Origin of the sequence: Paenibacillus chondroitinus NBRC 15376 (genome assembly GCF_004000765.1) — a bacterium.
Taxonomy (GTDB): Bacteria; Bacillota; Bacilli; order Paenibacillales; family NBRC-103111; genus Paenibacillus_E; species Paenibacillus_E chondroitinus.
In genome coordinates this window covers 157,070-180,650 of the sequence record NZ_BILW01000005.1, presented here as the reverse complement: position 1 = coordinate 180,650, position 23,581 = coordinate 157,070, and the positions used below count along the sequence as shown (strand labels likewise).

Below are 23,581 nucleotides of genomic sequence, written 5' to 3'. Positions count from 1 at the left end.
AGGAGGAATACGGACATGGCCTATGACATTATTATTATTGGAGCAGGACCTGCTGGAGCAAGTGCAGCCTTATTCTCGGCCAAAGCTGGCAAATCAACGCTCGTTATTGACAATGATCAAAGCGTGACAAAACGTGCGTGGATTGAAAATCATTATGGTGTAGATGGCATTACCGGTCCTGATTTAGTCGAAATCGGGAAGAAACAAGCCGCTAAATTCGGTGCTGAATTCGTGCAAGGCAAAGCTGCACAGTTAAATCAGGCTGGCGACGGCTTTCAAGTAACAACAGAAAATGGTACATATGAAGGTAAGTATGTCATTCTTGCCACAGGTTTATCCGTTGACCTCGCTGAAGCCTCCGGCATTCAGACGAAGCCAGGTACTGAGCCTCGTATCAAAACGGTTGTCGATACGGATGCACAAGGTAACACCAGCCTCAAAGGTGTATGGGCAGCTGGCACAATCGCCGGTGTTTCCATGCACACCATTGTTACTGCCGGGGATGGCGCCAAAGTGGCCATTAACGTGATCAGTGAGTTGAATGGTGCACGTTATGTCGATCACGACGTATTGAAAGCTTAAGCTTTAACGTAAATAAAACCGCTTCTCTCTCGCCATGACGGTCTGAGAAAAGCGGTTTTTTGATTTATGCCTTAGTTGTTCCGCGGATTGAGAATGGCGTCTTCAACTTTAATGCAACGATCCATAATGACTTCTAAGCCACCTTCACTTGCGATGCGGGCTGCTTCTTCATTCACGATTTCAAGCTGCAGCCAGAACACTTTGGCTTTGATTTTCACAGCTTCCTCCGCAACGGGAACGACTTGATCCGCCCGGCGGAAAACATTGACGATATCGACAGGCTCCGGAATGTCGGATAACGAAGCATAGCACTTCTCACCCAAAATTTCCGTTGCATTCGGATTAACGGGAATGATCCGGTAACCCCTGCTTTGCATGGCAGCAGCTACCATATAAGATGTGCGATCAGGCTTGTCGGACAGACCCACGACGGCAATATTGCCTGCATTCGCAAGAATTTCCTTAATGTGCTCTCTGGACGGATTTTCAAAAGTCATGTGTAGTACCTCCTATTTTTTCAAGTAAGTGAGGCCTTGCTTCCCCATAGCGGTCCAACTCTCAATAAACTGAGCTTTGTTTACCTGCAGCTGTTTTTTGCCGCTTAGCGGGTCATTCAAGTATACATTATTCTCATCGAATCCGACCAATAATACAGCATGCTCCGCATAAGTCGTTTGAATCGGGCCAAGCGGCGTGTCCCATGTCACCCATTTGTAGGGCAGATTATAATCAATTGTCGTCCATGTAATGACCGGAATACCGCTTGCCACTTGCTGTTCAAATAGCTCAAAGGACTCACCCGTAATATCGATCGCTTCCGGAATGTAGGACTTTAGCTGTGGGAAAAGACCGGCATGGTAAATGCCGAAGCCTCTTTGCTTTCGGGTAACATCACCTACAAAGCCTATGTTCGGGTTCCCCCAATAAGCAGGTGAACCATCTGCATTTAGCTTGATAGGTGTATTATCTTTGGGCATCTCAGCTGCAAGTTCCATCTTACTTTTGGTTATTCCATAGTAATGCAATAGCATCGTTAAACTCGTTATTTCACAACCTGCAGGCAGTTCAGGCAGTTGAGAAAAAACAGGCGCATCAATCATTGCTGATTTTTTTGTCTGGATTGTCGGTTGTGGCGAAGAAACCTCCGCTGCTTGAACTGGCTCATTTGGCTTAACCGTGGCCACTACAGGATTGGCTGCAAATAATGCCGGCTCTTTCCCGGTAGCTTTGGCATACAGCAGTACAGCAAAAACACTGCTGGCAAACACAAGTCCTGCAACGAGGAAAAATCCAAACGTCACCTTTAACCCCTGCCAAATAATCCTCATGCTGACTCACCCGATCCTTGTTTTTGGAATGAAGTTACTCCTTCACAAGTTCAACCTGAGCACCGATAGAACGCAAATGGTCAAAATATTGCGGATACGATTTGGCCACGTGATGAGCATCACGAATAGTCAAACCCTTCTCGGAACGAAGTCCAACGACGGTCAAAGCCATAATGACGCGATGATCGAAGTGAGCGTTGATCTCGACACCGCCAGTAACCCCTTCCGGCTTGCCGTGTACGATAATCTCACTTTGACGCTCTTCCACATCAGCGCCTGCTTTGCGCAGCTCGTTCAAGTAATCGGTGATTCGGTCGCACTCTTTGTAACGCAAATTTTCAACATTGTAGAAACGCGATGTCCCTTCTGCAAATACAGCGGCCGCAACCATAGCTAGTACAGCGTCTGTAAAATGATCGCCATCAAATTCCCCTGCGATCAGTTTTTGATTGCCGCGAACGTGTACAACTCCGTTATCATGCGTTAAATTAACACCCATTGTACGTAAAACATCAACACAAGCTTTCTCGCCTTGCTTGCTGTTTTCTTCCAAACGAAGAACTCGTACGTCCGAGTTCGTCACTGCCGCCGCTGCCAAAATGGCCGCAGAACCCGGATAATCGCCTTGAATCACATACTCTTTGGCTTGGTACGATTGTCTGCCAGGAATCCGGTAGTGCATCAAGTCTTCTTTTGCATGAACAACAATGCCTGCTTGCTCTAGCACTTCGAGCGTTTGGCCCACAATTATTTTGGATTTCAAATCATGAAGCACTTCAATCTCGCTATCTTCTTCAAGCAGTGGTGTCATAAATAAGAGAGAGCTAAGGAATTGCGAGCTGACGTTTCCGGAAACCGTAAGTTTGCCGCCGCGGGGTTTGCCCCCTTTAATTGTTATCGGCAAACGTCCGTTAGAATGTTGTACTTCCACACCCATTTGCTGCAAAGTTTCGATTAAATCGTCATGCGGACGCTTGCCCAGGGATTCCGGGTACGTATTCACGAACGTTACATCCGGGCAAAATGCTGCTGTAGACATTAAAAACCGCAGAACGGCACCGGCATTTCCTACGTTTAACTCAGACACGTGTTTAGGGTTCTTGCCGAAACCTGTAATGACAATCTTCTCGTCATCTTCTTCTATAACAGCGCCTAAATCTTGTACACAACGTCTCATTGCATCACTGTCTTCACTGTGAGCCGGGTAATAGATCGTGCTTGTCCCATTCGCAAGTGCACCGATTAGCAAATAACGAGTTGTGTAGTTTTTGGAGGAAAGGGCGTTAATTTCTCCTTGTAGATTTGCAGTAGGTTTCACAATGGCTTTCATGTGGTTAATATCTCCTTCGCATGTGTTTATATGTAATATCCGATGAATGTTAATAGAATTCCACCGGTATAACTGTAGTTAAAGCTCTCATAAAACCGGTACCAATCAATAGTTTCAACTGTCGAACGCAGGATATTTCATCAAAATTCCCAGTAAAAAACAGGCCAAAAGATTTATTGTCAGTGTACCATACGGAATAGAACTTGGGAACCTTCTCGACATGTATGTGCCACGCAGCCAACCTTCACGCTACTTATGAAAACGGCCTCCAAATAAGGGACTCTCGCTCCGTAAGGTTTTTTCAGTGCCGTAAATGGCACCTTTCTGCTGACCTAACGGACTACAGAGCCGTTAATTGGTCAAGAGCCAGCCAATTTTCATGTAATCATGAAAATAGAGACTGTGGCGTCCGCTAGAACTCGAAAACGGCCTATTTTCTCCAAATAAGGGCCGCTCAGTCCGTAAGGTTCTCGCACAGCGCAAAATCCGAGCTCACCCTGAGTATGTAGCTTGAGAATTGAGGCTTCTCGAGACTTGTCGCCGGAGCTCAGCGACACGATGTTTGACATCTTGTCTTAATGTTTCTATCATTACTTCTGATGGGGTTTACCCCCGCATTTTAAAACAAGGAGGTCCTACGATGGATACGATTTTACCATCCGACGTCAAAGATAGATTAAGCCGTGGCGAGAAGTTGGCAATCATCGACGTTCGAGAAGACGAAGAAGTGGCAGAAGGTATGATTGCCGGTGCAATCCATATTCCACTAGGCCAATTGCCGGAGCGACTAAGCGAGATCCCGCAGGCGGATGAAGTGATTCTTGTTTGCCGCAGCGGCAATCGCAGCGGGCGAGCGGTTGGCTTTTTGGAAGCGCAAGGCTATAAAGGCCTTAAAAACATGACCGGCGGTATGTTGGAGTGGGAGGACTAAGCTTAAAGCTTGTCCCTCCTCTCAAAGATTCGCTTGTTGAATAATCAAATCAACAATTTGGTCAGTCGTTAGTTCCGTCGTGTCGATCATGGCATGTGCGAAATCGTATGCAGACTTTCTCTGTTCAAGCAGTGTATGAACACGTTCTTCCAAGTTCCCCTGCAGCAGCGGACGATTTATATCCGCACTCACGCGATGAATGATTGTCTCTGGCGAAGCTTTCAGCGCCACGACAAAGCCATTACGAAGCATACACGCTCTATTCTCCTCTGCTAACACAGCGCCCCCGCCTGTTGCCACAATTTGCCCTCTTTGAGCTAATAAGCTTTCAAGAGTTTTACTCTCTAATGTGCGAAAATGCGCCTCCCCATATTGACGAAACAAATCCGCAATGCTCGTTTGCTGCTCATCTTCAAGTACGGCATCCGAGTCTTGGAATTGCCATCCTAGACGCTCAGCGAGCTTCTTTCCGACGGTTGATTTGCCTGTCCCCATGAAACCTACAAGTACAAGATTGCTTGTTGTCACGTTAATCCCCTTTTCTCATATGCTGTTCATACAAACTTTCCCAACATCATACCATAGCCGCAAAGTCATGAATACAATCCATTTGAAAAACATATAGTAGTGTGAATAAATTCCAACACAAACAGTTAAGATTTTAAGAGAAACCTAATGCCGACAAGGAGAGATGAAGTTTTGAACCCAATTGTTGCCTATTCCAACCACACGCAAGGCAAACTGGAGCAAATCTTACACCCGAGCTATGTTTTGTGCAAAGAGGATGTTGTTTGGATTTTGGAGTTTATTAAGAAAAAAGTGGCTGAAGAAGACCCGCGCATGCAAGGTCTTACTCAACCACGATTGTTAAAAAATTTCCGTTATTTTGCCGAAGTCTCCTTGATGCTCATTCACAGACGGAACGGCTTCGATCAAGAAGCCGACCGTTTGAAAATGTGGCTGCGCGAAGCGGCTTACGGTTTACAGGGAGAGGCGTAGCGCCCCTGCCCCTCTTAGTTTTCCATCCAGTTGAAGTGGAAGGAACCTTCTTTGTCCACACGTTGGAACGTGTGAGCGCCGAAGTAGTCACGCTGCGCTTGCAGCAGGTTAGCCGGCAGTCTTTCTGTACGGTAGCTGTCGTAGTAAGCAAGTGCCGATGCGAAAGAAGGAACCGCGATACCGCGAGTTACAGCTTCTGCAACAACTTGTCTCCACGATTGTTGATAGTTCTCAACCACATCTGTGAAGTAAGAATCGAGCAGCAGGTTTTTCAGTTCCGGATTGCGGTCGTACGCATCCTTGATATTTTGAAGGAATCTAGCGCGAATAATGCAGCCGCCGCGGAAAATCATCGCGATGTTGCCATATTTCAGATCCCATTTGTATTCATCGGAAGCTGCTCTCATTTGAGCAAAGCCTTGTGCATAGGAGCAAATTTTACTTGCATACAGAGCTTGACGCACAGCTTCAATAAATGCTTTACGATCGCCTGTGAAAGCTGGAGCATCAGGTCCTTTGAGCACTTTGCTAGCCGCTACGCGTTCTTCCTTCATCGCGGAGATGAAACGGGAGAATACGGATTCCGTAATGATGGAAAGCGGTACGCCAAGGTCCAGAGCACTCTGACTGGTCCATTTTCCTGTTCCTTTTTGACCAGCGGAATCGAGGATGACGTCGACCATCGGTTTGCCGGTTTCAGGGTCGTATTTCGTGAAGATATCACGTGTAATTTCGATCAGGTAGCTGTCAAGCTCGCCGTTGTTCCACTCTGTGAAGATCTCATGAAGTTCTTCAGTACTTACATTCAGAACATCTTTCAAGAGTTGGTAAGCTTCACAAATCAGCTGCATGTCGCCATACTCGATCCCGTTGTGCACCATTTTTACATAGTGGCCGGCACCGTCTGGTCCAATATACGTACAGCAAGCGTCGTCGCCAACTTTGGCAGAGATGGCTGTAAGAATAGGCTCAACCAATTTATACGCGGATTCTTGACCGCCTGGCATAATCGATGGGCCTTTCAGCGCGCCTTCTTCACCACCGGAAACACCTGTTCCAACGAAACGAATACCGTGCGCTTCCAGTTCTTTGTTACGGCGTTGCGTATCCGGGAAGAATGCGTTGCCCCCATCGATCAGGATATCTCCTTTTTCAAGGTGAGGCAGCAATTGATTAATCGTATCGTCTGTTGGTCCGCCAGCTTTGACCATGATCAAAATTTTGCGCGGAACTTCCAAAGATTGTACGAATTCTTCAACAGAGTATGTACCAACGAGTTGTTTGCCGGCTGCTTCTTCAAGAAGCTCTTTTGTTTTTTCGGCAGAACGGTTAAATACGGATACAGTGAAACCTCTGCTCTCGATGTTTAACGCTAAGTTTTTCCCCATTACCGCTAATCCAACTACACCAATTTGTTGTTTAGACACGTCTCTCATACACCCTTCCGATATATAAATATTTAAATCGTCATCGCGCCAAAACCGCCGTCTACTCTTAAAACAGAGCCCGTAACAAAGCTGGAAGCTTGTTCCGAAGCAAGGAACACAGCAGCACCCTGTAGCTCAGATGCCTCACCGAATCGGTTCATTGGCGTATGACGCATAATGGACTCGATACGTTCAGGCGACAAAATCTTACGATTCTGCTCAGCCGGGAAGAAACCAGGAATGATCGCATTCACACGAACACGGCTTGGAGCGAATTCTCGAGCCATGTTCTGTGTGATGTTATTAACAGCTGCTTTAGAAGCGGAGTAAGTGAATACACGTGAAAGAGGCGGATCCGAGGACACAGACGAAATATTGATAATGCTTCCGCCTTCGCCGCGATCAATCATGTATTTCCCGAACACCTGGCAAGCCAGCACGACGCTTTTCAAGTTTACCTCCATAATAGAATCCCATTCTTCCATGGAAATGTCAAAGAAAGGCGTAGCACTATTTTTCCCTGGGCAGTTCATTAAAATGTCAGCACGGCCAGACCAAGCGATAACTTCTTTGAGCACAAGCTCCAAATCTTCACGTTTCGTTGCATCCGCTTGGAAGGTTTGGGCTTCGCCGCCGATCGCTTCGATCTCCTGGCGAACTTGATCGCTCTTCTCTTGGTTGCGTCCGACAATGGCAACTTTCGCGCCATGACCGGCCAAAGCAATCGCCATAGAACCTCCAAGTGTACTGTTACCGCCGATAATTACTGCTGTTTTCCCTGTAAGATCGAATAAATTCATTTGTCTTCATCCCCTCTAGCATTTTGCTTGCTTAAGCTATTTATGATTGAGGGCTCCGAAGGTGCTGTCCTTGAAAGGCGGTTATCGCGTCGAATTGATCTTTTAACTGATGATATACGCTTGTATAAATAGATGTCAATTGTTGATATACGCGATAATTGCTTTCATTCACTTCGTGAGCCGTTCCAACCTGAATCCAATTGTGTGCATGAGCCAAATCATCAATCTCGCCCATTGCAAGTAAACCAAGCAGCGCTGCCCCGATGCCAGAGCTTTCGATGGAATCCGGCACCGTAACGGACGTACCCAGCATGTCCGTCATCATCTGGCGCCAAAATTCGGATCTGGCGAAACCGCCTGAAGCTCGAATTACTGCCGCTGGCCCCATAATTCGCTCAAGCGACGTTGCGACAGCTTGAATGGAGAACATGACGCCTTCCAGAGCTGCGCGAATCATATGTTTCTTCTCATGGCTAAGGGAAAGCCCGAAGTATACACCGCGAGCATTCGCATTCCAGTACGGAGCTCGTTCACCCGAAAGCAGCGGCAGGAACAACAACCCGTCAGAGCCCGCTTTCACCTGGGAGGCTAGCTCGGTCAAGTAATCATACGGATCGATCCCTTGACGGCGAGCCTCTTCGGCCTCCGCTGTAGCGATCTGATCTCGTACCCAGCGGAAGACAATACCGCCGTTGTTGATAGGTCCGCCAACGACCCAGAACTTCTCTGTTAGCGCATAGCAGAACAGTTTGCCTTCCGGGTCCGTTTGCGGCTTGGTCACTACGCTGCGCACAGCGCCGCTGGTGCCTATCGTGACTGCGACAACGCCAGGCTCAAAAGCGCCAACGCCCAGATTGGCTAACACACCGTCGGAAGCTCCGACAATAAACGGTGTATCCTGAGACAATCCCATGGCAGAAGCGTATTCAGCGTTAAGGCCTTCTACGCGATACGTTGTAGGAACTAGCTCGGAGAGCTGATCTGGCGTAACGCCAGCTTGTCCGAGGGCTTCTTCATCCCAATCCAAGTTCTCCAGATTGAATAAGCCTGTTGCACTGGCAAGTGAATGGTCAATCACATAACGATTGAATAGCTTCGCGAAAACATATTCTTTGATACCAATGAACTTATAGGTCTCTTTCATGAGCCCAGGTTCATTATCTCGGAACCACATCAGCTTGAGCAGCGGAGACATCGGATGGATCGGCGTGCCTGTTCGCGAGTAAATCTGCTGCCCCAGCCCGCTGCGCTTCAATTCAGCCGCATACATCGCGCTGCGATTGTCCGCCCATGTGATGCAAGCGGTCAGCGGCTTCGTGTTTTGATCAACTGCGATGAGACTGTGCATAGCCGAACTGAAGGAGACGCAAAGCACTTGCTCCGGCTTGACGCCCACCTTCCGAACAACTTCGCCGATCCCTTGCACGACAGCATCAAAGATTTGATCCGGATCTTGCTCGGCGCGATCAGCCGTCGGGGTGAAAAGGGGATACTCAATGGAGTGAGACCCCAGCACTTTCCCTTCACGTGAAATAACGAGCGTTTTCGTACTTGTCGTACCTATATCAGCCGCAATGATGTAGGGCTTGAAGGTACTTAATTGGTCAGTCATTTGCTAATATTCCCCTCTGCGTTGAATGAAAGCTCATAAGGCTCAGTTAAAATCTCAATATCGGGATGCACGCGCGCCGCATCGAGCAAATTCACGGAGATTTCAATTTCGCCAAGGTGCAGCGTATCTTGAATCCGAACCAGCTTACACTTTGTGTAGTCCAGGATGTTGCAAGTTTTTACAGCCGCTTTGATCGCATAAAAATCATTCTCCAGCGTTGTTGCGATCTTCGTTGGCGCACATACAGTGGATGTCAGTCCGTTGGCATATGTGAACTCCAGATTCGTTTTATCGACTAAACGTTGAGTCGTAAAATCAGCCGTTCCTACCCCGTTTGCATTACCTTTCGTTTCTGGTGTCAAATCCAAGACAACCATTTTGGCAACGTCCGGGCCACCGTGGGCATAAGGCGTCGGGTAGCGGCCGGTTACGTTCGGATCCATGCCGTCGCCGCTAATATTTTTACCGATATAATCAATGACCAACACGTCAATCTCATCAAACAAAATCTTCGGAAGCCGTGCTTTCGCTTCAATCAGCAGCTGCTCTTCGCGTTCTTCAATCTCGGCTGCAGGAAGCACTTCTACGCGGCAAGTCTCGTCATAGGCATTCTCGACAAGGGCTACACCGAATACGATCGGCAGCTTCTGAATCATCAGGTTCGCCATAGCCGGCACATTCTCCGCCATATACTTAAAGCCCAGCTGGTGGCAGGCTTCTGCCCCTTTTTGCTTCCCTAACCCGATCGCGATCATCTTCATGATGCCGCTCTCAATACGTCCGCGGAACGCCGTATGCGGCTTCACGCGGTTGATGACAACGATAGCATCCGCTTCTGAGGCGATGCGGTCCACATAAACCGGCAAACCGTTAGGAAGCTCGTCAATTTTCACAACTTCCATAGAGGAACGAATCGGAGCGCCCATTGTCGCTTCCGTGATCCCAAAGTGAAGGAGCACTTCCGTTTGTCCTTCTGCCGTTGCACCGCCATGGCTGCCCATGCAAGGTACGATGAACGGGAACGCACCTTTAGCCTTAATGGCATCAATCGTCGTTTTGGTAAATCCGGCGATGTTCGCAATCCCTCTGCTCCCTACGGCAACAGCAACTTGCTGACCTGGAAGAATGGTCTCCATAACGCCGCTGCTCGCAAGCTTATCGGCAAGCTCCTGCTCTGGATTTTCCAGAATCGTACGGTCGAACTTCTGACGAATCTTAACCACTTGCGGGATCGGAATATCATTTAACAGCTCTCTCAAAATGCTCATCGATTATTCCCTCTTTCTTTATGTTGACAGCTTTTTTACGGACTCCCGCACGACGAGCTCTGTCTTCAAAAGCACCTGCTCCGTTTCGTGCTGTTTATTCTCAATATTGCCAAGGAGCCGTAAAGCGCCTTCTTTACTAATTTGTTCAATCGGTCTGCGGACGGTGGTCAAGGCGGGCGTTACATAAGCTGCAAACACCGTATCGTCGAATCCAACAACGGAAATGTCCTTCGGCACCTGCATGCCGGCTTCCGATATCGCTTTCATTGCACCAAGCGCCATCTCATCATTACAGCTAAAAACAGCGGTAGGCCGCTCTTCCAAGGCAAGGAATTGCTGCATAGCTTTATGACCGCTTTCGAGATCATACAAGCCGGGAATTCTGTAAATCGGCGGTACCTTAATGCCATAATGCTTCATCGCCCGTTCAAAACCGTCTTTCCGATTTTGGGCGGATTTAAATCCTTTGCGTCCCTCAATCAATGCAATGCGCGTGTGGCTCTGCTCGATCAAATAGGAACAAGCCAGGAAAGCGCCCTGCTCTTCGTCAGACAGAATATTCAACACGCCGGCTGTAGTGACTGGCCGATTAAGAACGACGAGCGGGATGCCTTTACTTACGATATGTTCAATAATGGCCTGATCGTCATCGCTTTGAGAAACAATAATAATTCCGTCAAAGCTCTTGCGGGTAATGGATTGAAAGCTCGAATAGTCATCAATCCCCTTGACAATCAGTTGGTATCGGTCCTGAATGACCGAATTGACGCCGCGGATAGCTTCATAGAAAAACCCTGCTGAAGTTCCTTTACTCAGTGTGGTAAAGAACAGCCCCAAATTATACGATCGATCGAGTACTAAGCTCTTTGCACTGTAATTGGGCGTATAATCCAGTTGCTCGGCTATGAGTCGAATACGTTCTTTCGTTTCCTCTTGAATAAGCGGACTGTTATTAAGCGCCCTGGAAACCGTCGTATGGGACACACCCGCAAGCTTGGCAATATCCTTAATCGTTACGCTCATTCCTTCACCTCTATCAGAAGCATATCACATTCATGCACACGTTAACAATAGTCTTTTCAATAAAAAAGCTCCCTTTCCTGGGAGCGGCATACCTCTAGTTTAAGCAAAAATCCTAGTAAACACGCTTCTTCTTTTTCAGAAACCCTAAGAAACACAAAAGAGAGTCCGTATGTATAAATACAGGCTCTCTTCTTATTCAAATCCACTATTCATTCTCACATCTCCAATAAAAGCATTTCTTGACGCATTTCAAGCAATTTGGTTTTACTCTCCATAATCGCTTTGGCATCCCCGGATGCGATCGCATCATGCAAGGTGGCCAGTTCATAATCGAGCTCCATGCGCAAAATAGGGATACGCTCATCAGTACGCTTGGATCGCAGCGCTTGCATGACTTCTTCTACTGTCACGGCTGGCTCCTTCTGATACAGCACTTTATGTTCGATGCCGCTAATTTCAACCATGCGAATGATTTCCCCGAACATAATATTCTCAATGAGAATTTGCCGATCCTTAAATCTTTTGACTACGGCATGACCGCGTGTGTCTCCAATTAATTTTTCCATCATTTCCGCGAGCTTCTCGTCTTTGAACGAATAATTACCCACGATTTTATACTTTTCACCAATTCGTTCAAACTTCAGCTTAATCAGCTTGCGTCCTGTACGAATGGAAATGATGAACTGCAGCTCACTTTCGTTCCAATACAGAGAATAACCTTCTTGAATGAGTGCTTTAATGAAGTTCCGGATTAGCCGGCGATCAAATCGTAACTCTAGGTTGCAGTACTCCACTTCATGACTCTTACTCACGGCAATCCCCTCCATAATTGGTGCGTTTGATTTTATTTAAATATTCAGACAACTTATCTTCTTATCCTTATCTTATTATGAATTCTATGTTTTAGCAACTTGGATTATTGACATTTTTTTAAGGAAAAACGTACAAAAAAAGCCGATGCCTGTATGACCGCGGCGCCAGCCTAGCAAAAATGGAAGGCTGGATTTGCTATGCAGAGTGGCCCAATTTAATGCCATCCCCAGAAAAATCCGTCGCGCTCCCAAGCTGCTCTGCCGCCATGAAGTTTCTTGAATATTTTTTTGACTTCTTTGGAAATCGCTTGATTGCCATTTTCGTTGACATAAATAAAGGATTCTCCATAATGGCGAATAATATAGTCAACAGCTTCTTTCTGATGCAAAATCCCCGCGGATTTCAGCTGTTCAAGCATCCATTCTGCAACCTCGTTCGCCGTAACGGCCATTCCCGCTCTCTCCTTCGTTTCACTCGTTATCTCGAATTGAACCTTGTCCAATAAGGTAAATCTATCGTTCCATTGTAACACATTTTCTTTACATTTATCGATGGATAGGTACAGGAGCACAATCATCCCCCTACAGGTCCATTCGCCCATTCACTCCTAGGGAGATCACCATATGCTATCCCTGTAAGACAAACGCACAGAATTAATCAACGAAAGGGTGATTTTGAATGGGTTATGAAGCTGGTTTTGGTGGTTACAATTCTGCCGCAGCAATTTTGGTTCTCTTTATTTTGTTAGTTATTATTTCTAGTGCATTCGTCATCTAATCCACTTCAAATACGAAAGGGCTGCCTGGCATTTCGCCAGCAGCCCTTTATTCATATTTCCGCTAGAGAGCAGATTATCCTACTTCCGCATCCTCGGGTCTCAGAATCACAGTGCCGACACCAAGCAGAATCAGAGCAAATAAGGTCAGCACCCCCATGTGCATCCACATCTGGGACAAAACTTGCCCCGCAGCCATAAGCTGAATGGCTTCAATCACCCATTTCTGCGGAACGAAATCAGCAATTTTCTGCATCCAATCCGGCATCAGCGAAACCGGCCAAAAACAGCCGCCGAGCATGCAAGTTGGAGTAACAATTAAAGAGTTGATCATGCCCATATTGGAGGCATTTTTCACCAAACCTGCAACTGCGCTGGCAATGCCCATACTTGCTAATAAGAAAAACTCCAACATAACAAATTGTGAGAAGAACGGCAGTCCATAATCATACAGAGCCACATACCGTGTAATGATTAAGATCACTAGTACTTGCAAGGTTCCTACAAAAAAACTGCCGATAAAATTGCCTAGCATAATTTCTATGGAGCGAACCGGAGCCGTGAAGGTTCTTGCCATGGTCCGCATTCTCCGGTCCTCCATAATGACGGAAATCGTGTTATTGATAACCCCCATCATGAACATCAGCATAAAACCAATGACAAGATGCATATTCGGATTAACATACAAGTTCAGATCCGTGACACGCGCCTTAACTTGGTGCTTTTCCAGTTGGATCAGTGTCTTATCTACGGCATCCTGAAGCGATTTCTCCTGAAGTCCTTGCTTGAGCAAGGCGTCAACAGTTCCTTGATAGCCGGAAAGGGTGCTATCCAGCGTTATTTTCAACGTAACCGTCGCTTCGCTTACACTTAATTGATACATCTCTACTTGCGGTGCGGAGCCCTTTAACAACGTCTCACTGAATCCTTCCGGAATGACGAACGCACCACCGACACTTTGCTTCGTCACCGCTTCCTTCAAGTCCGCATCGGAAACTTGTTCCTTCAGCCTGTAGTCCGGCAGTCCACTCAACTCTTGCACCAAGTGAGCGCCGAGCGGCCCGCGATCCATATTGATATAAGCGATATCAACCCGATGCTCCTGCTGCTGTCCCATCACACCGATGATCAAGGATACTACGCCCGCCGGAATGAGCAAATACATCATAAAACCTCTTCTTTGTAAAATCGTGCGACGAAGCATATTATAGGCGATAAACAAACTATTCATGGTATCCCGCCTTTCGGTAAACAATGAAGGAAACAAGCAGTAATCCTCCGCTAATGCAGCCCAAGACAAGTAAATGATGTGCTAAAACAGAGGCTTCACTGCCTAGCATAATGCGATACATGCTTTGCATCGCCCAGTAATTCAGAGTGAAATCACCAATTTGCCGCAGAAATCCATCCGGTAAAGGTGTAAAGCCCCCGCTTAGAAAAGACATCGTCAACACCACCATCTGAAAAATAGTTGAGATTCCCTTGGACGATTTCACAATGAGAGCTGTTAATACCGCGAGACTCATGGACGCTATGACGACGAAAATACAGATTAGCGCCAATAACCCATACGATTTTCCCCAATCGACATGATACACAATAACGGTTGTGCCGACGATGACCGCCGCCTGACAAATCGCAATAAAGGCATTTCCGAGCACCTTGCCAAGTAAAATTGTAGATTCATGAATTGGCATGGCATTAAGGCGAGATAATGTATGTTTATCCTTTTCGCCTTGCAGTGTCATCGCCGTGGAAAGGCCGGAGTATAGCAAAAACATGACCAGCATCGATGCCGCATAATATTGCATAGCAGAATACTGGGATTTATTTGTTGCAAGATTACCTAGCTTGACATGGCTAGCTGCCGGGGCTGCAGCATGCTCAGACGAACCCTGATTCTGCATGGCTGCTGCTGCTTCAGAACCCGCCGCTATCGCGATTGCCTGTCTTTGGTTTACGTTATCCAAGAAGGAACGAAGCACCATTTCGGCTGTCAAATTTTGCTCGTAATTGTTACCGAAGATCATTTCCCATTCGGCTTCCTTCCCCGCCATTACACGGGCACTGAAATCAGCAGGGATAATCAGCGCAAATTCAGAGGTGCCTGATTTCAGCCTTTTGACAGCTTGATCGCGTGTCTGAACTGTTGAAGTATGAATCAAATTCCCGAGGTCGGGTGAATGCAGAAAGCCTTCAATACTTGATTTCAAGGCACCCGAATCTCCCTGCACAACGTCCACTTTCACCGGCTTGAGGGTCCTGTCCTCCACTTTGAACGCTCCTGAAAGCGCTGAACCCAAGATGAATATGAGCAAAAGCGGCATAACAAACTGAATAGCCATGACATAGCGCATGCGAAACATTCGCAAAACTTCATATTTTGCAATAATCCATAACGGCATCGCGCTCTCCCCCTAATCCCGTAAAGTTCTGCCGGTTAATGACAGGAATAACGCTTCAAGATCCGGTTCTACCTGCACGAGCGATTGAATTTTGACGTTATGTTTGGATAAAATGAACAAAATGTCTTGCAAATAGGCTTGCGACGAACCGACCAGCAGTTCAAGCGCTTGCTCCTGAGCGTTGACTTGCTTGATTTTGGGATGGTCCCGCAGCTCCTTAACCGCCTCTTCGGATAAATGCGCCACCTGCAGCACAATCTTGTTATCCTGCGCGACTTTGCCACGAAGCTCCTCTTGCGTACCGCAAGCGATCAGATGTCCGTGATCCATGATGCCGACACGCGTCGAAATCGCAGCCACTTCTTCCATGTAATGCGATGTGTAAATAATCGTAGAGCCCATGCGGTTCAAGGTTTTGACCGACTCCAGAATGTGATTCCGGGATTGGGGATCGATGCCGACGGTCGGCTCATCCATAATAATCAGCTTAGGATGATGCATAATGGCGCAAGCAATATTCAATCTCCTCTTCATTCCGCCTGAAAAAGCGTTCGGCTTATCGTTAGCCCGATCCGATAATCCGACGAAATCAAGAGCTTCTTTCACACGGCTCTGCAAGAGGGCGCCTCTTAAGCCATAGAGCCTGGCGAAAAACGTAACATTTTCCCTGGCGCTTAAACTTTCGAAAATGGCAAGTTCCTGCGGAACAAGACCGATAAGGCGTTTGACCTCCAACGGATCCTTGGCAACGGACAAACCGTCTACAATCATTTCTCCCCCATCTATTTTGAGCAAGCCGCTTAGCATTTTGATTGTCGTGCTTTTTCCGGCTCCATTCGGCCCCAGCAAACCGAAAATTTCGCCTTCCTGGATGGATAAATTCAAATGATCAACGGATATTTGCTGGCTGTATTTTTTTACAACATTTTTAATTTGAATAAAACTCATAGGATCCTCTCCCTTTTCTCGACGGCTTGAATTACACTTATTGTACCTCATGGAAATGACTTCTACAGGTAGATTAAGTCATTTAACAAGGGTGACAAAAGTCATAAGCACGCCATAAAACCTGTAGACTCACTTGTCAATTATGCTATAATTTTCCTACACGCTTACAAAGGAAGGGAATCGCTTGTTACCTTTATTGCTAATTACCCGCTACACGCTTATTCTCATTCCAGCGATCGCCTCCATGTATCTCGAAAGCTACGAATCTAACGGCACGTATGTATTCTTTATTCTCCTATTCTTCTGGATCGCAGAGCTGCGAAGAACGATTTTCAAGAGAGCTGTATGGATGCTTCTGATCGAAATCGGATTCAGCGGTTGGCTAAGCTATACGTTTGACGGCTTAATATTCATGATCTTTTACTCCACAATGCTGACTTATCTTCATTCCTTTCATCGTCATCTCCGAATTTCTATCTTGGGTGTTCAATTGATCGCTTTAAATCTGAGTTTACAAGGCCAATCGAGCAATTCTTATGTACTGGCCAATCTTCTCTTTTTTATCCTGGCTCTCCTATTGCTGCATATGAACCAGGTAGAACAAAACAAAGTGGATATCGAACTGATCTATGATCAGCTGCGGCGGCAGCATTATGAGCTGGATGAAGCACGCATGCAGTTATTGGACTATGCCAAGCAGGTTGAAAATATAGCCCAACTGGATGAACGGAACCGAATTTCCCGAGAAATTCACGATGATTTGGGGCATCAATTAATTCGTCTCAAAATGATGATGGAAGCCGGCCTGCGGATTTTGCCAATCCAAATGGACAAAGGCATGGAGATGTTAACTTCCGTCAGGGACCAGTTGACTGAAAGTATGGAGCTGCTTCGATCAACGGTGCGCAAGCTGAAACCGGATGACGACTCCATGCAGTCGTTCACGCTTAATCGGCTTATTGAAGGATTGACCAAGGACAAAAGTATCGCTATTGAAGTTGATATTCAGGGAATGCCTTATGTCCTGTATCCAAGTCTCGCCTTCATTTTATACCGCAATGCCCAAGAAGCCATCACGAATGCAATTCGCCACGGCGGAGCAACTTCCGTTCAGATTCAATTAATTTATGAAACCAAGCAAATTACAATGAGCGTTTCGAATAACGGGCGGCTCCCTGCCGCTCAAAACGAGAAAGGACTTGGAATGACAGGTATGGAAGAGCGCAGCAAGCTTATTGGCGGTCAGCTTTATGTGGCCATGGACTCCGCTTTTACCGTGACAACCGTCTTGCCCACTTTTCGTTAAACGAACGAATGCAAACGAAGAAAGAAAGGATTGAAACAACGATGATACATGTTCTTATTACTGACGATGATCCGTTTATTCGAGAAAGCTTGCAATTGATTATTGGACTTGACCCAGACATTACGGTTGTCGGTACGTGCAACCATGGAGATGAAGCTTTGGCTTTTATTCAGAGTGCTGTTCAGGTCGATGTAGTCCTTATGGACATTAGAATGCCCATTTGCGATGGCGTGGAAGGAACGTTGAAAATTAAACAAGCATATCCCGCAATTTCTATTCTGATTCTAACAACATTTGACGACGATGAGTTTATCGTTCAGGCGCTTCGCAATGGGGCTAGCGGCTATTTATTGAAGAACATTTCTCCGGACCGTATCGTTCAAGGAATTAAAACGGTTGAGCAAGGCAATTTGCTTATCCATCCTGACATTGCCAAGAAATTGGCTACCTTCATCAGCCCTGCTCCCGCACCAAGCGCACCTCTGCCTGCCATGCTCCGGGAATACGGACTCACGGCCAGTGAACAAGCTGTGGTTGAGAAAATATCGGAAGGCTTATCGAACAAAGAAATCGCCCAGGAGCTGTTCCTGAGCGAAGGTACGGTCAAAAATTATATCACTGAAATTCTCAGCAAGCTGAATCTCCGCGATCGCACGCAAATTGCCATCTTCTATTTAAAAAAACAATCCGGAGTCATCAGCTAGAGCAGCTATTTATTTACTTTGACGACCTCGATATTCTCTTTGGAGGAACTCCCCACCACATATTCAGGCTGATTGTTAGGGTTATTATTATTACTCTGAGTCAGCCTGAGTGTCGTACGGAAGTAATGACCGTTCTCGACAAGTAAATAGCTGTATGTATTGAGTTCAGGCAGTGCATCAATAATAATCGGGCTCGACATGTACGGTATCTTATCGATCTCATAATATCGGAAGCTCTCTACATAGTCTTTGAGTGCTTTGATTTTAATAGGGTCATTCTCGCCTGTGACCGTAACACCTTCATTATACATATATGAGGATTGCGGGGGCTCGCTCCCCCAAACCTTCTTCAATTCATCCTCTCCGACATAGATCTCTTCCGAATATTTCTCCTTTGCTTTGCGCAATCCGGCTGTAGGAACACCCATTCGTTCCACATCCTTTAATCGATAGTACGTCAACTCTGTCGTGTTCGTCAGGATTGGATAAGTGGCACCACGATAATCAAAGTACTGCACATAAGGGTATTGGAACACTATTTCTGTGTAATTGATATTATTCCCCTCTGTGGGTTGTCCTTGATTGATACGCGGGTTAATATAAATCGTTTTGGAACTCTCCTGCCAATTAACGACTGCCCCCAAATAATTTCCCAACTCTTTGACTGGCAAGTAGCTGCTATTGTTATAAATTAACGGCGGGTTCATAAGCGTCACCTGCTGCCCATTCACTACGATCTTGAAATCATTTCTTAAATACGCGTCAACACGTTGCAGCACATCTTGCGCATAGACGCCTGCGGTAAAGCATGTTCCCATCAAAGAGCCCAAAAGAGCGATCGCAGACCATTTCTTCATTCTCATATCCGAATTCTCCTGTCTTTAGCCATAGATTATTCCACATATTTCGGCAAACTCCTATATTTTCCTGCTTTTTTAGACAAATTGGGACCTTTTTCCTACTTGCATTCTACGAAACTCGTAAAACATTGCAGAGCGCACTCATTTATTTTAAAATAATTGAAAAACGTAAGTGAAATGAGGCAACTGACGATGAGCTTTACTGGATTTACACAACATGATTTTGATACGTTTGCTATAGAAGGTCTAGATGGACGAATGGAAGCCATTCGCGAGCGCATTCAACCTAAATTCAAAGCGTTAGGCGATTCTTTGGCACAGGATCTCTCGCTTTTGGCCGGAACCGAAATGTTCTTACATATTGCCAAGCATTTAAGACGCAAAATTAATCCGCCGGTGGACACCTGGATGGCGATCTGCCCAAACAAAAGAGGCTATAAGCAAGTTCCTCATTTCCAGGTCGGCCTGTTCGATGACCGCGTGTTTATCTGGCTTGCACTCATCTATGAGCTGCCTAATAAAAGCAACATCGCTACCACGTATATGAATCAAATTGATCGCATTCAAAAAGAAATTCCCGCCGATTTCGTCCTGTCCTTCGATCATATGAAAAAGGATGTCACTCCGCTTGCTGAACTGGACCGCAGCGCATGGAATGATGCTCTGATCCGTTTCCGTGATGTCAAAAAAGTTGAGCTGCTGATCGGCAAAAACCTTCATTTCCAAGATCCTGTGCTGACCAGACCTGACGAACTTGAATCCCTGATTAAAGACACGTTCGAAAAGCTGGTTCCCTTGTATCAATTGGCGGTCGACGCGAAATAACTCGAATCTTGGAATTTTTATGTAAAACTAAGGTTATTTTAAACTAAAATTAATCCCTCCTGCACAGACTATGTTCTGTAATTCCTATTATTTGGGAAAGGAGGCGTACACACATGAATCAGCATTATAGAAAAAGGCTTCTGGTGAGCACGATGGCCCTCTCGTTCGTCTTGGGAGCAGCTATGCTCCCGTCACTTTCAGCTTCGGCGCAGGCTCCTTCCGAGAATCAGCAGGAGATCGTCTCTTTGCAGCAAGCTGATGAAAAAGGGCACGGGCGCCATAGCCGCAAATGGCCGATTATCGAGGAAGCCGCCCATGTCATAGGCGTTGACAAAGAAGTGCTCGTGAAGTCGCTCAAGAGCGGCAAAAGCATCGTGGAGGCAGCCGCCGACAAAGGAATCAGCGAAGCCGATCTAACGGCCAAACTCGAGCAGCTCCGTACCGGGAAGATCGAAGTGGCCGTGAAGGACGGCAAGCTGACGGCCGACCAAGGCGAGCATATGAAGCAAAAACTTGGCGAGCATCTGAAGTTCATCCTCAACGAGAAGAACCTGCTGGACAGCCACGGCAGAAGTAAGTGGCACCGCTTCGGACTGAAGCCTGACACGGAAAAGCTCGCCAAAACGCTCGGACTGAGCAAAGATGAACTGCACGCCCAGCTCCGCTCCGGCAAGTCGCTCGCCGAGATCGCTCAGTCGAAAGGCATTTCCAAGGACAAGCTCGTTGCGTCCATTAAAGATCAGCTAACCCCTTCGATTGAGAAGTGGGTTGATCACAAGAAAGAGAAAAAAGCTAAGGAATAAGCGTATTTAAAAGACTGCTCACTGTCATCTTTGATGGCGTTGGGGCAGTCTTTTTTTATCCAGATCATTCAACCAACGACTCTTTATCGACCCCCAAGCGTTCTTCTCAGGCTTTTTCAGCTTAGGTACGATGTCTGTGTCCCTGCGTTCGATCGAGGTCGTCTTGCCCCTGAATTGCGGCGCTGACGCCCTCATGCATCAAAAAAAGCTGTACACCCGCCCTCTCCAACGAGATAGGCTAGTGTACAGCTTTTCATTTGCTCTAAGCCGTTTGCTGTTGGACGCGCGTCTGGCGGTCTACCAGCACGAAGCGCTGCAGCAGCAGAATCGCCGCCAAGCAAAGCACGCCGCCGATAATAAAAGGCAGGGAATGCGCGATGGCGAACACCGCTCCGCCAAGCAGCGGGCCGGCGATGCGGCCCAGGCTGTCCATGGAGGAGCTGAGGCCCGTCGCGACGCCTTGACCGACTTTCGTGCGCTGCGTAATCAGCGACGTTACACAAGGCCGTATCAGCGCGTTCCCCGCGCCGAATACGGACAAGTAAATCGCAGCGGTGACTACGCTGCTGGAGTACAGCAGCAGGAAGAAGCCGGCTGCTGAGAGCACTAAGCCGATGCCGATCACCTTCTGCTCGGCACCCTGCTTGACCAGGCGGCGAACGACTCCGCCTTGAATCAACGCGCCGACGATGCCGCTGGCAAGGAACATCATGCCGATATCAAATGGCGTTGCGCCGATCTTGTCCATTTGATAATACTGAAGTGTTGCTTCTAAGCCCGCTAGTGTAAACGAGACGAAAAAGGATAACACATACAGATACTTGGAAGCTCCGGAGAATGCGGTCCATCGGGAAGGTGCTTTCTCTTTCACCGATGACCGCTTATTTGCCGGCAGCGATTCCGAAAGGATCGCAAAAGCAAAAAGGAACGAGGCGAACGCCAGGATGGAAGCTGCGAAGAAAGGCACATAAGTCCCCCAACGGCTTAAAATACCTCCGAGCGCCGGCCCGAAGATAAAACCTAAACCGATCGACATGCCCACCATGCCCATGCCTTTCGTCCGATTCTCGGCCGTTGTAATGTCCGCCACGTAAGCGACAGCACATGCTGTGGCTGCACCTGAGAATAAGCCCCCCAAGATACGTGACACGTACATGACCCACAGATGTCCATTTGCAAATCCAAAAATCAAAAAGCTGATACTAAAGCCCAACAAGCCAATCAAGATGATAGGTCTGCGTCCAATGCGGTCCGACACCGCGCCCCATATCGGAGACATCAGAAAGGAAGCCGCAGAGTAGACCGATAGCAACAACGCGTTATGATACTCAGAGCCAGCTCCTTTGACAACTTCCGGCAGGATGGGAATGATAATGCCAAACCCTACGAAAATGGTCATCAACAACAACATGATGATTCCAATCTGTTTATTCATGATGCTTATGAGCCTCCAAACCAAACATTTTTCCTTATCGTACCATACCTTTTTTGGGGATGGAAATGAACATTTGAAGAACAAGTAACAGTACGAGGACTGAACCGCTCATCAAGAAAGGCGCATGATAACCATATACATCCCAAAGTTTGCCGGAAACAATCGGGCCGACGATCATTCCGAGCCCTTCAATCGTCAGGAAAAACCCCCATACCGCCCCTCTTTTCTCAGGTGGTATCGCTGAAGCAATCAATGCATTCCAGGAAGGTATGATAAACGCATAGCCGATTCCAAGCAGGGCTACCAATACATACAGTATGGTCATAGACTTGGCATATGTAAACAGCAGCAGCGCTGCTGCGCTTATCGTAAATCCCGCTATCAAAAACGGACGTATGCCTCGGCGATCCACCCATTTCCCCATCGGAACTAAACAAATGACCGTAACAGCTCCTCCGGCAATCAAAAACATGCTGTATGCAAAGGAGGAAAGCTTTAACACCTCTTTGGCATACAGGGTCAAAATCGGTGTCAATATGCCAAGAGCAAACGTCTGCGCGAACATCGCGGGAAACATCAGCGGACTAACAGACATCGATCGCTTTACTTCACTCAGATAGACTGAAATTCGCTGAGCTAGCGGTGCTTTCTGTACTTTAGCGTGGGTCAAAACCTTTTCCGTCGCAACATCCGCAGTTGAACTCTTCCTAGGCAGCATCAACGCTACCAGCACTACAATCGTCATGCAGGCAATTAATAAACGGAATGCCGTGCTGTAGTGATTTTCGCCTACAAAAAAGTTGATCGCCACCGGACCCAGTCCGACACCTGACAGCCATGCCATGTAAACGACACTCATAATCGTCGCTTTGCCATCCTCTCCCGCCACTTCCGTCGTACCTGTAATTACGCAGGGCCACAGCGGGGCTGTACCAAAGCCAAGCAGCGCACAGCCGACTATCATCCATATATATTGGGACGTTGTCGCCATCAGGATTACGGAAATAAAGGTCAAAAGCACACCTGTGAGCATGGTTGTACGGTAACCGAGCTTATCAATAATCCAGCCAACGGGCGTGCGAAGCACATTATCACCGATATATTGCGCCGCAAGCGTCCACCCGATAATAAACGCGGATGCGCCAAGCCCTGTTTTCATATATACCGGCAATATGGTAATGAGCAGTGCACCCTTCACAAATTCGACGATAAACATAATAATTAACAATTCGATCACAAATGGGGAAAACAGCTGGTTTTTCCGCCATTTTTGTCTCAAAATCATGCGATTTCTCCTTATTTGGCCGTATTTTAACAAGTGTTGTTAGTTTTTCCCCAATTTGCACAAACTATTTTCAAAAAATTAGCTTGCATGAAATCTCTAGTTTGATATACTCATTTTGTTTG

At 46.9% G+C, this 23,581-nt stretch carries 25 protein-coding genes; 8 read left to right on the top strand and 17 right to left on the bottom strand.

The annotated features are described in order from the left end of the window. The first annotated feature begins 15 nt into the window (after positions 1–15). Complete coding sequence (locus PCH02S_RS08925; protein ID WP_127452136.1) at positions 16–582, top strand: FAD-dependent oxidoreductase; 567 nt, start codon at positions 16–18, stop codon at positions 580–582. Between the two features lie 71 nt (positions 583–653). Here the strand turns inward: PCH02S_RS08925 and PCH02S_RS08920 are convergent, their stop codons facing one another. From PCH02S_RS08920 to aroA, 3 genes are read right to left on the bottom strand one after another with little or no spacing between them, the layout of a single operon-like run. Further along, positions 654–1,079: a CoA-binding protein gene (locus PCH02S_RS08920; protein WP_127452134.1), complete on the bottom strand. Its 426-nt coding sequence runs from the start codon at positions 1,077–1,079 to the stop codon at positions 654–656. A gap of 12 nt (positions 1,080–1,091) precedes the next feature. Further along, positions 1,092–1,910: a C39 family peptidase gene (locus tag PCH02S_RS08915; protein WP_127452132.1), complete on the bottom strand. Its 819-nt coding sequence runs from the start codon at positions 1,908–1,910 to the stop codon at positions 1,092–1,094. 34 nt (positions 1,911–1,944) lie between these two features. Next, positions 1,945–3,240, bottom strand: coding sequence for a 3-phosphoshikimate 1-carboxyvinyltransferase (gene aroA, locus PCH02S_RS08910; RefSeq protein WP_127452131.1), 1,296 nt, complete (start codon positions 3,238–3,240; stop codon positions 1,945–1,947). A gap of 640 nt (positions 3,241–3,880) precedes the next feature. Between aroA and PCH02S_RS08905 the strand changes: the two genes are divergently transcribed. Continuing rightward, positions 3,881–4,171 (top strand): rhodanese-like domain-containing protein, encoded by a 291-nt coding sequence (locus tag PCH02S_RS08905; RefSeq protein ID WP_127452129.1) that lies wholly within the window; start codon positions 3,881–3,883, stop codon positions 4,169–4,171. A 21-nt stretch (positions 4,172–4,192) separates the two neighbouring features. On the opposite strand, the gene PCH02S_RS08900 is transcribed toward PCH02S_RS08905, so the two are convergent. Beyond that, the gene (locus tag PCH02S_RS08900; protein ID WP_127452128.1) at positions 4,193–4,699 is read right to left on the bottom strand and encodes a shikimate kinase; all 507 of its coding nucleotides are present in this window, start codon (positions 4,697–4,699) and stop codon (positions 4,193–4,195) included. 171 nt (positions 4,700–4,870) lie between these two features. On the opposite strand from PCH02S_RS08900, the gene PCH02S_RS08895 reads away from it, so the two are divergent. Then, positions 4,871–5,170 carry a hypothetical protein gene (locus PCH02S_RS08895; protein WP_127452126.1) on the top strand — a complete coding sequence of 100 codons (300 nt, stop codon included), beginning with the start codon at positions 4,871–4,873 and terminating at the stop codon, positions 5,168–5,170. A 14-nt stretch (positions 5,171–5,184) separates the two neighbouring features. Here the strand turns inward: PCH02S_RS08895 and gndA are convergent, their stop codons facing one another. The 7 genes from gndA to PCH02S_RS08860 form a co-directional block, all read right to left on the bottom strand. Next, positions 5,185–6,597 (bottom strand): NADP-dependent phosphogluconate dehydrogenase, encoded by a 1,413-nt coding sequence (gene gndA / locus PCH02S_RS08890; RefSeq protein WP_127452124.1) that lies wholly within the window; start codon positions 6,595–6,597, stop codon positions 5,185–5,187. A gap of 32 nt (positions 6,598–6,629) precedes the next feature. Further along, complete coding sequence (locus PCH02S_RS08885; RefSeq protein WP_127452123.1) at positions 6,630–7,397, bottom strand: SDR family oxidoreductase; 768 nt, start codon at positions 7,395–7,397, stop codon at positions 6,630–6,632. 40 nt (positions 7,398–7,437) lie between these two features. Beyond that, complete coding sequence (gene gntK, locus PCH02S_RS08880) at positions 7,438–9,009, bottom strand: gluconokinase (RefSeq protein WP_127452121.1); 1,572 nt, start codon at positions 9,007–9,009, stop codon at positions 7,438–7,440. After that, the gene (locus tag PCH02S_RS08875; protein WP_127452119.1) at positions 9,006–10,277 is read right to left on the bottom strand and encodes a nickel pincer cofactor-dependent isomerase, group 22; all 1,272 of its coding nucleotides are present in this window, start codon (positions 10,275–10,277) and stop codon (positions 9,006–9,008) included. The genes gntK and PCH02S_RS08875 overlap by 4 nt, the downstream gene beginning before the upstream one ends. Before the next feature lie 18 nt (positions 10,278–10,295). After that, positions 10,296–11,300, bottom strand: a complete 1,005-nt coding sequence (locus PCH02S_RS08870) for a LacI family DNA-binding transcriptional regulator (protein ID WP_127452117.1) — start codon at positions 11,298–11,300, stop codon at positions 10,296–10,298. A gap of 215 nt (positions 11,301–11,515) precedes the next feature. After that, entirely contained in the window at positions 11,516–12,112 is a 597-nt protein-coding gene (locus tag PCH02S_RS08865; protein ID WP_127452115.1) for a hypothetical protein, read from the bottom strand. A gap of 215 nt (positions 12,113–12,327) precedes the next feature. Then, a complete protein-coding gene (locus tag PCH02S_RS08860; protein WP_127452406.1) occupies positions 12,328–12,564 on the bottom strand; it encodes a DUF6953 family protein in 237 nt (78 codons plus the stop codon). A gap of 227 nt (positions 12,565–12,791) precedes the next feature. Between PCH02S_RS08860 and PCH02S_RS08855 the strand changes: the two genes are divergently transcribed. Further along, positions 12,792–12,890 (top strand): YjcZ family sporulation protein, encoded by a 99-nt coding sequence (locus tag PCH02S_RS08855; RefSeq protein WP_127452113.1) that lies wholly within the window; start codon positions 12,792–12,794, stop codon positions 12,888–12,890. Positions 12,891–12,964: 74 nt separating this feature from the next. Here PCH02S_RS08855 and PCH02S_RS08850 read toward each other — a convergent pair whose 3' ends face one another. The 3 genes from PCH02S_RS08850 to PCH02S_RS08840 are packed head-to-tail and all read right to left on the bottom strand — an operon-like array spanning position 12,965 to position 16,241. Next, complete coding sequence (locus PCH02S_RS08850; protein WP_127452112.1) at positions 12,965–14,119, bottom strand: ABC transporter permease; 1,155 nt, start codon at positions 14,117–14,119, stop codon at positions 12,965–12,967. Beyond that, on the bottom strand, positions 14,112–15,293 hold the full coding sequence (locus tag PCH02S_RS08845; RefSeq protein ID WP_127452110.1) for an ABC transporter permease: 1,182 nt from the start codon (positions 15,291–15,293) through the stop codon (positions 14,112–14,114). The genes PCH02S_RS08850 and PCH02S_RS08845 overlap by 8 nt, the downstream gene beginning before the upstream one ends. 12 nt (positions 15,294–15,305) lie before the next feature. After that, positions 15,306–16,241 carry an ABC transporter ATP-binding protein gene (locus PCH02S_RS08840; protein ID WP_127452108.1) on the bottom strand — a complete coding sequence of 312 codons (936 nt, stop codon included), beginning with the start codon at positions 16,239–16,241 and terminating at the stop codon, positions 15,306–15,308. A gap of 184 nt (positions 16,242–16,425) precedes the next feature. Between PCH02S_RS08840 and PCH02S_RS08835 the strand changes: the two genes are divergently transcribed. Together PCH02S_RS08835 and PCH02S_RS08830 are read left to right on the top strand one after the other, a co-directional pair. Further along, entirely contained in the window at positions 16,426–17,547 is a 1,122-nt protein-coding gene (locus tag PCH02S_RS08835; protein WP_127452106.1) for a sensor histidine kinase, read from the top strand. Positions 17,548–17,588: 41 nt separating this feature from the next. Continuing rightward, on the top strand, positions 17,589–18,251 hold the full coding sequence (locus tag PCH02S_RS08830) for a response regulator transcription factor (RefSeq protein ID WP_127452104.1): 663 nt from the start codon (positions 17,589–17,591) through the stop codon (positions 18,249–18,251). A 5-nt stretch (positions 18,252–18,256) separates the two neighbouring features. Here PCH02S_RS08830 and PCH02S_RS08825 read toward each other — a convergent pair whose 3' ends face one another. Beyond that, a complete protein-coding gene (locus PCH02S_RS08825) occupies positions 18,257–19,114 on the bottom strand; it encodes a stalk domain-containing protein (RefSeq protein ID WP_127452103.1) in 858 nt (285 codons plus the stop codon). Positions 19,115–19,303: 189 nt separating this feature from the next. Between PCH02S_RS08825 and PCH02S_RS08820 the strand changes: the two genes are divergently transcribed. Together PCH02S_RS08820 and PCH02S_RS08815 are read left to right on the top strand one after the other, a co-directional pair. Beyond that, the gene (locus PCH02S_RS08820; RefSeq protein WP_127452101.1) at positions 19,304–19,936 is read left to right on the top strand and encodes a YktB family protein; all 633 of its coding nucleotides are present in this window, start codon (positions 19,304–19,306) and stop codon (positions 19,934–19,936) included. A 113-nt stretch (positions 19,937–20,049) separates the two neighbouring features. Further along, positions 20,050–20,739 (top strand): hypothetical protein, encoded by a 690-nt coding sequence (locus tag PCH02S_RS08815; RefSeq protein ID WP_127452099.1) that lies wholly within the window; start codon positions 20,050–20,052, stop codon positions 20,737–20,739. A 262-nt stretch (positions 20,740–21,001) separates the two neighbouring features. Here the strand turns inward: PCH02S_RS08815 and PCH02S_RS08810 are convergent, their stop codons facing one another. Both PCH02S_RS08810 and PCH02S_RS08805 read right to left on the bottom strand, forming a co-directional pair. Beyond that, positions 21,002–22,174 carry an MFS transporter gene (locus tag PCH02S_RS08810; RefSeq protein WP_127452097.1) on the bottom strand — a complete coding sequence of 391 codons (1,173 nt, stop codon included), beginning with the start codon at positions 22,172–22,174 and terminating at the stop codon, positions 21,002–21,004. Positions 22,175–22,208: 34 nt separating this feature from the next. After that, positions 22,209–23,459, bottom strand: coding sequence for an MFS transporter (locus tag PCH02S_RS08805; RefSeq protein ID WP_127452096.1), 1,251 nt, complete (start codon positions 23,457–23,459; stop codon positions 22,209–22,211). Positions 23,460–23,581 lie beyond the last annotated feature (122 nt).

Bases quoted from the DNA above. Each gene is read 5' to 3' on its own strand.
- PCH02S_RS08805 (WP_127452096.1), bottom strand. From the start codon at position 23,459: ATGATTTTGAGACAAAAATGGCGGAAAAACCAGCTGTTTTCCCCATTT.
- PCH02S_RS08850 (WP_127452112.1), bottom strand. From the start codon at position 14,119: ATGAATAGTTTGTTTATCGCCTATAATATGCTTCGTCGCACGATTTTA.
- PCH02S_RS08810 (WP_127452097.1), bottom strand. From the start codon at position 22,174: ATGAATAAACAGATTGGAATCATCATGTTGTTGTTGATGACCATTTTC.
- PCH02S_RS08840 (WP_127452108.1), bottom strand. From the start codon at position 16,241: ATGAGTTTTATTCAAATTAAAAATGTTGTAAAAAAATACAGCCAGCAA.
- PCH02S_RS08885 (WP_127452123.1), bottom strand. From the start codon at position 7,397: ATGAATTTATTCGATCTTACAGGGAAAACAGCAGTAATTATCGGCGGT.
- PCH02S_RS08925 (WP_127452136.1), top strand. From the start codon at position 16: ATGGCCTATGACATTATTATTATTGGAGCAGGACCTGCTGGAGCAAGT.
- PCH02S_RS08830 (WP_127452104.1), top strand. From the start codon at position 17,589: ATGATACATGTTCTTATTACTGACGATGATCCGTTTATTCGAGAAAGC.
- PCH02S_RS08915 (WP_127452132.1), bottom strand. From the start codon at position 1,910: ATGAGGATTATTTGGCAGGGGTTAAAGGTGACGTTTGGATTTTTCCTC.
- PCH02S_RS08825 (WP_127452103.1), bottom strand. From the start codon at position 19,114: ATGAGAATGAAGAAATGGTCTGCGATCGCTCTTTTGGGCTCTTTGATG.
- gntK (WP_127452121.1), bottom strand. From the start codon at position 9,009: ATGACTGACCAATTAAGTACCTTCAAGCCCTACATCATTGCGGCTGAT.
- PCH02S_RS08855 (WP_127452113.1), top strand. From the start codon at position 12,792: ATGGGTTATGAAGCTGGTTTTGGTGGTTACAATTCTGCCGCAGCAATT.
- PCH02S_RS08845 (WP_127452110.1), bottom strand. From the start codon at position 15,293: ATGCCGTTATGGATTATTGCAAAATATGAAGTTTTGCGAATGTTTCGC.
- PCH02S_RS08920 (WP_127452134.1), bottom strand. From the start codon at position 1,079: ATGACTTTTGAAAATCCGTCCAGAGAGCACATTAAGGAAATTCTTGCG.
- PCH02S_RS08860 (WP_127452406.1), bottom strand. From the start codon at position 12,564: ATGGCCGTTACGGCGAACGAGGTTGCAGAATGGATGCTTGAACAGCTG.
- PCH02S_RS08875 (WP_127452119.1), bottom strand. From the start codon at position 10,277: ATGAGCATTTTGAGAGAGCTGTTAAATGATATTCCGATCCCGCAAGTG.
- aroA (WP_127452131.1), bottom strand. From the start codon at position 3,240: ATGAAAGCCATTGTGAAACCTACTGCAAATCTACAAGGAGAAATTAAC.
- PCH02S_RS08820 (WP_127452101.1), top strand. From the start codon at position 19,304: ATGAGCTTTACTGGATTTACACAACATGATTTTGATACGTTTGCTATA.
- PCH02S_RS08870 (WP_127452117.1), bottom strand. From the start codon at position 11,300: ATGAGCGTAACGATTAAGGATATTGCCAAGCTTGCGGGTGTGTCCCAT.
- PCH02S_RS08905 (WP_127452129.1), top strand. From the start codon at position 3,881: ATGGATACGATTTTACCATCCGACGTCAAAGATAGATTAAGCCGTGGC.
- PCH02S_RS08815 (WP_127452099.1), top strand. From the start codon at position 20,050: ATGAATCAGCATTATAGAAAAAGGCTTCTGGTGAGCACGATGGCCCTC.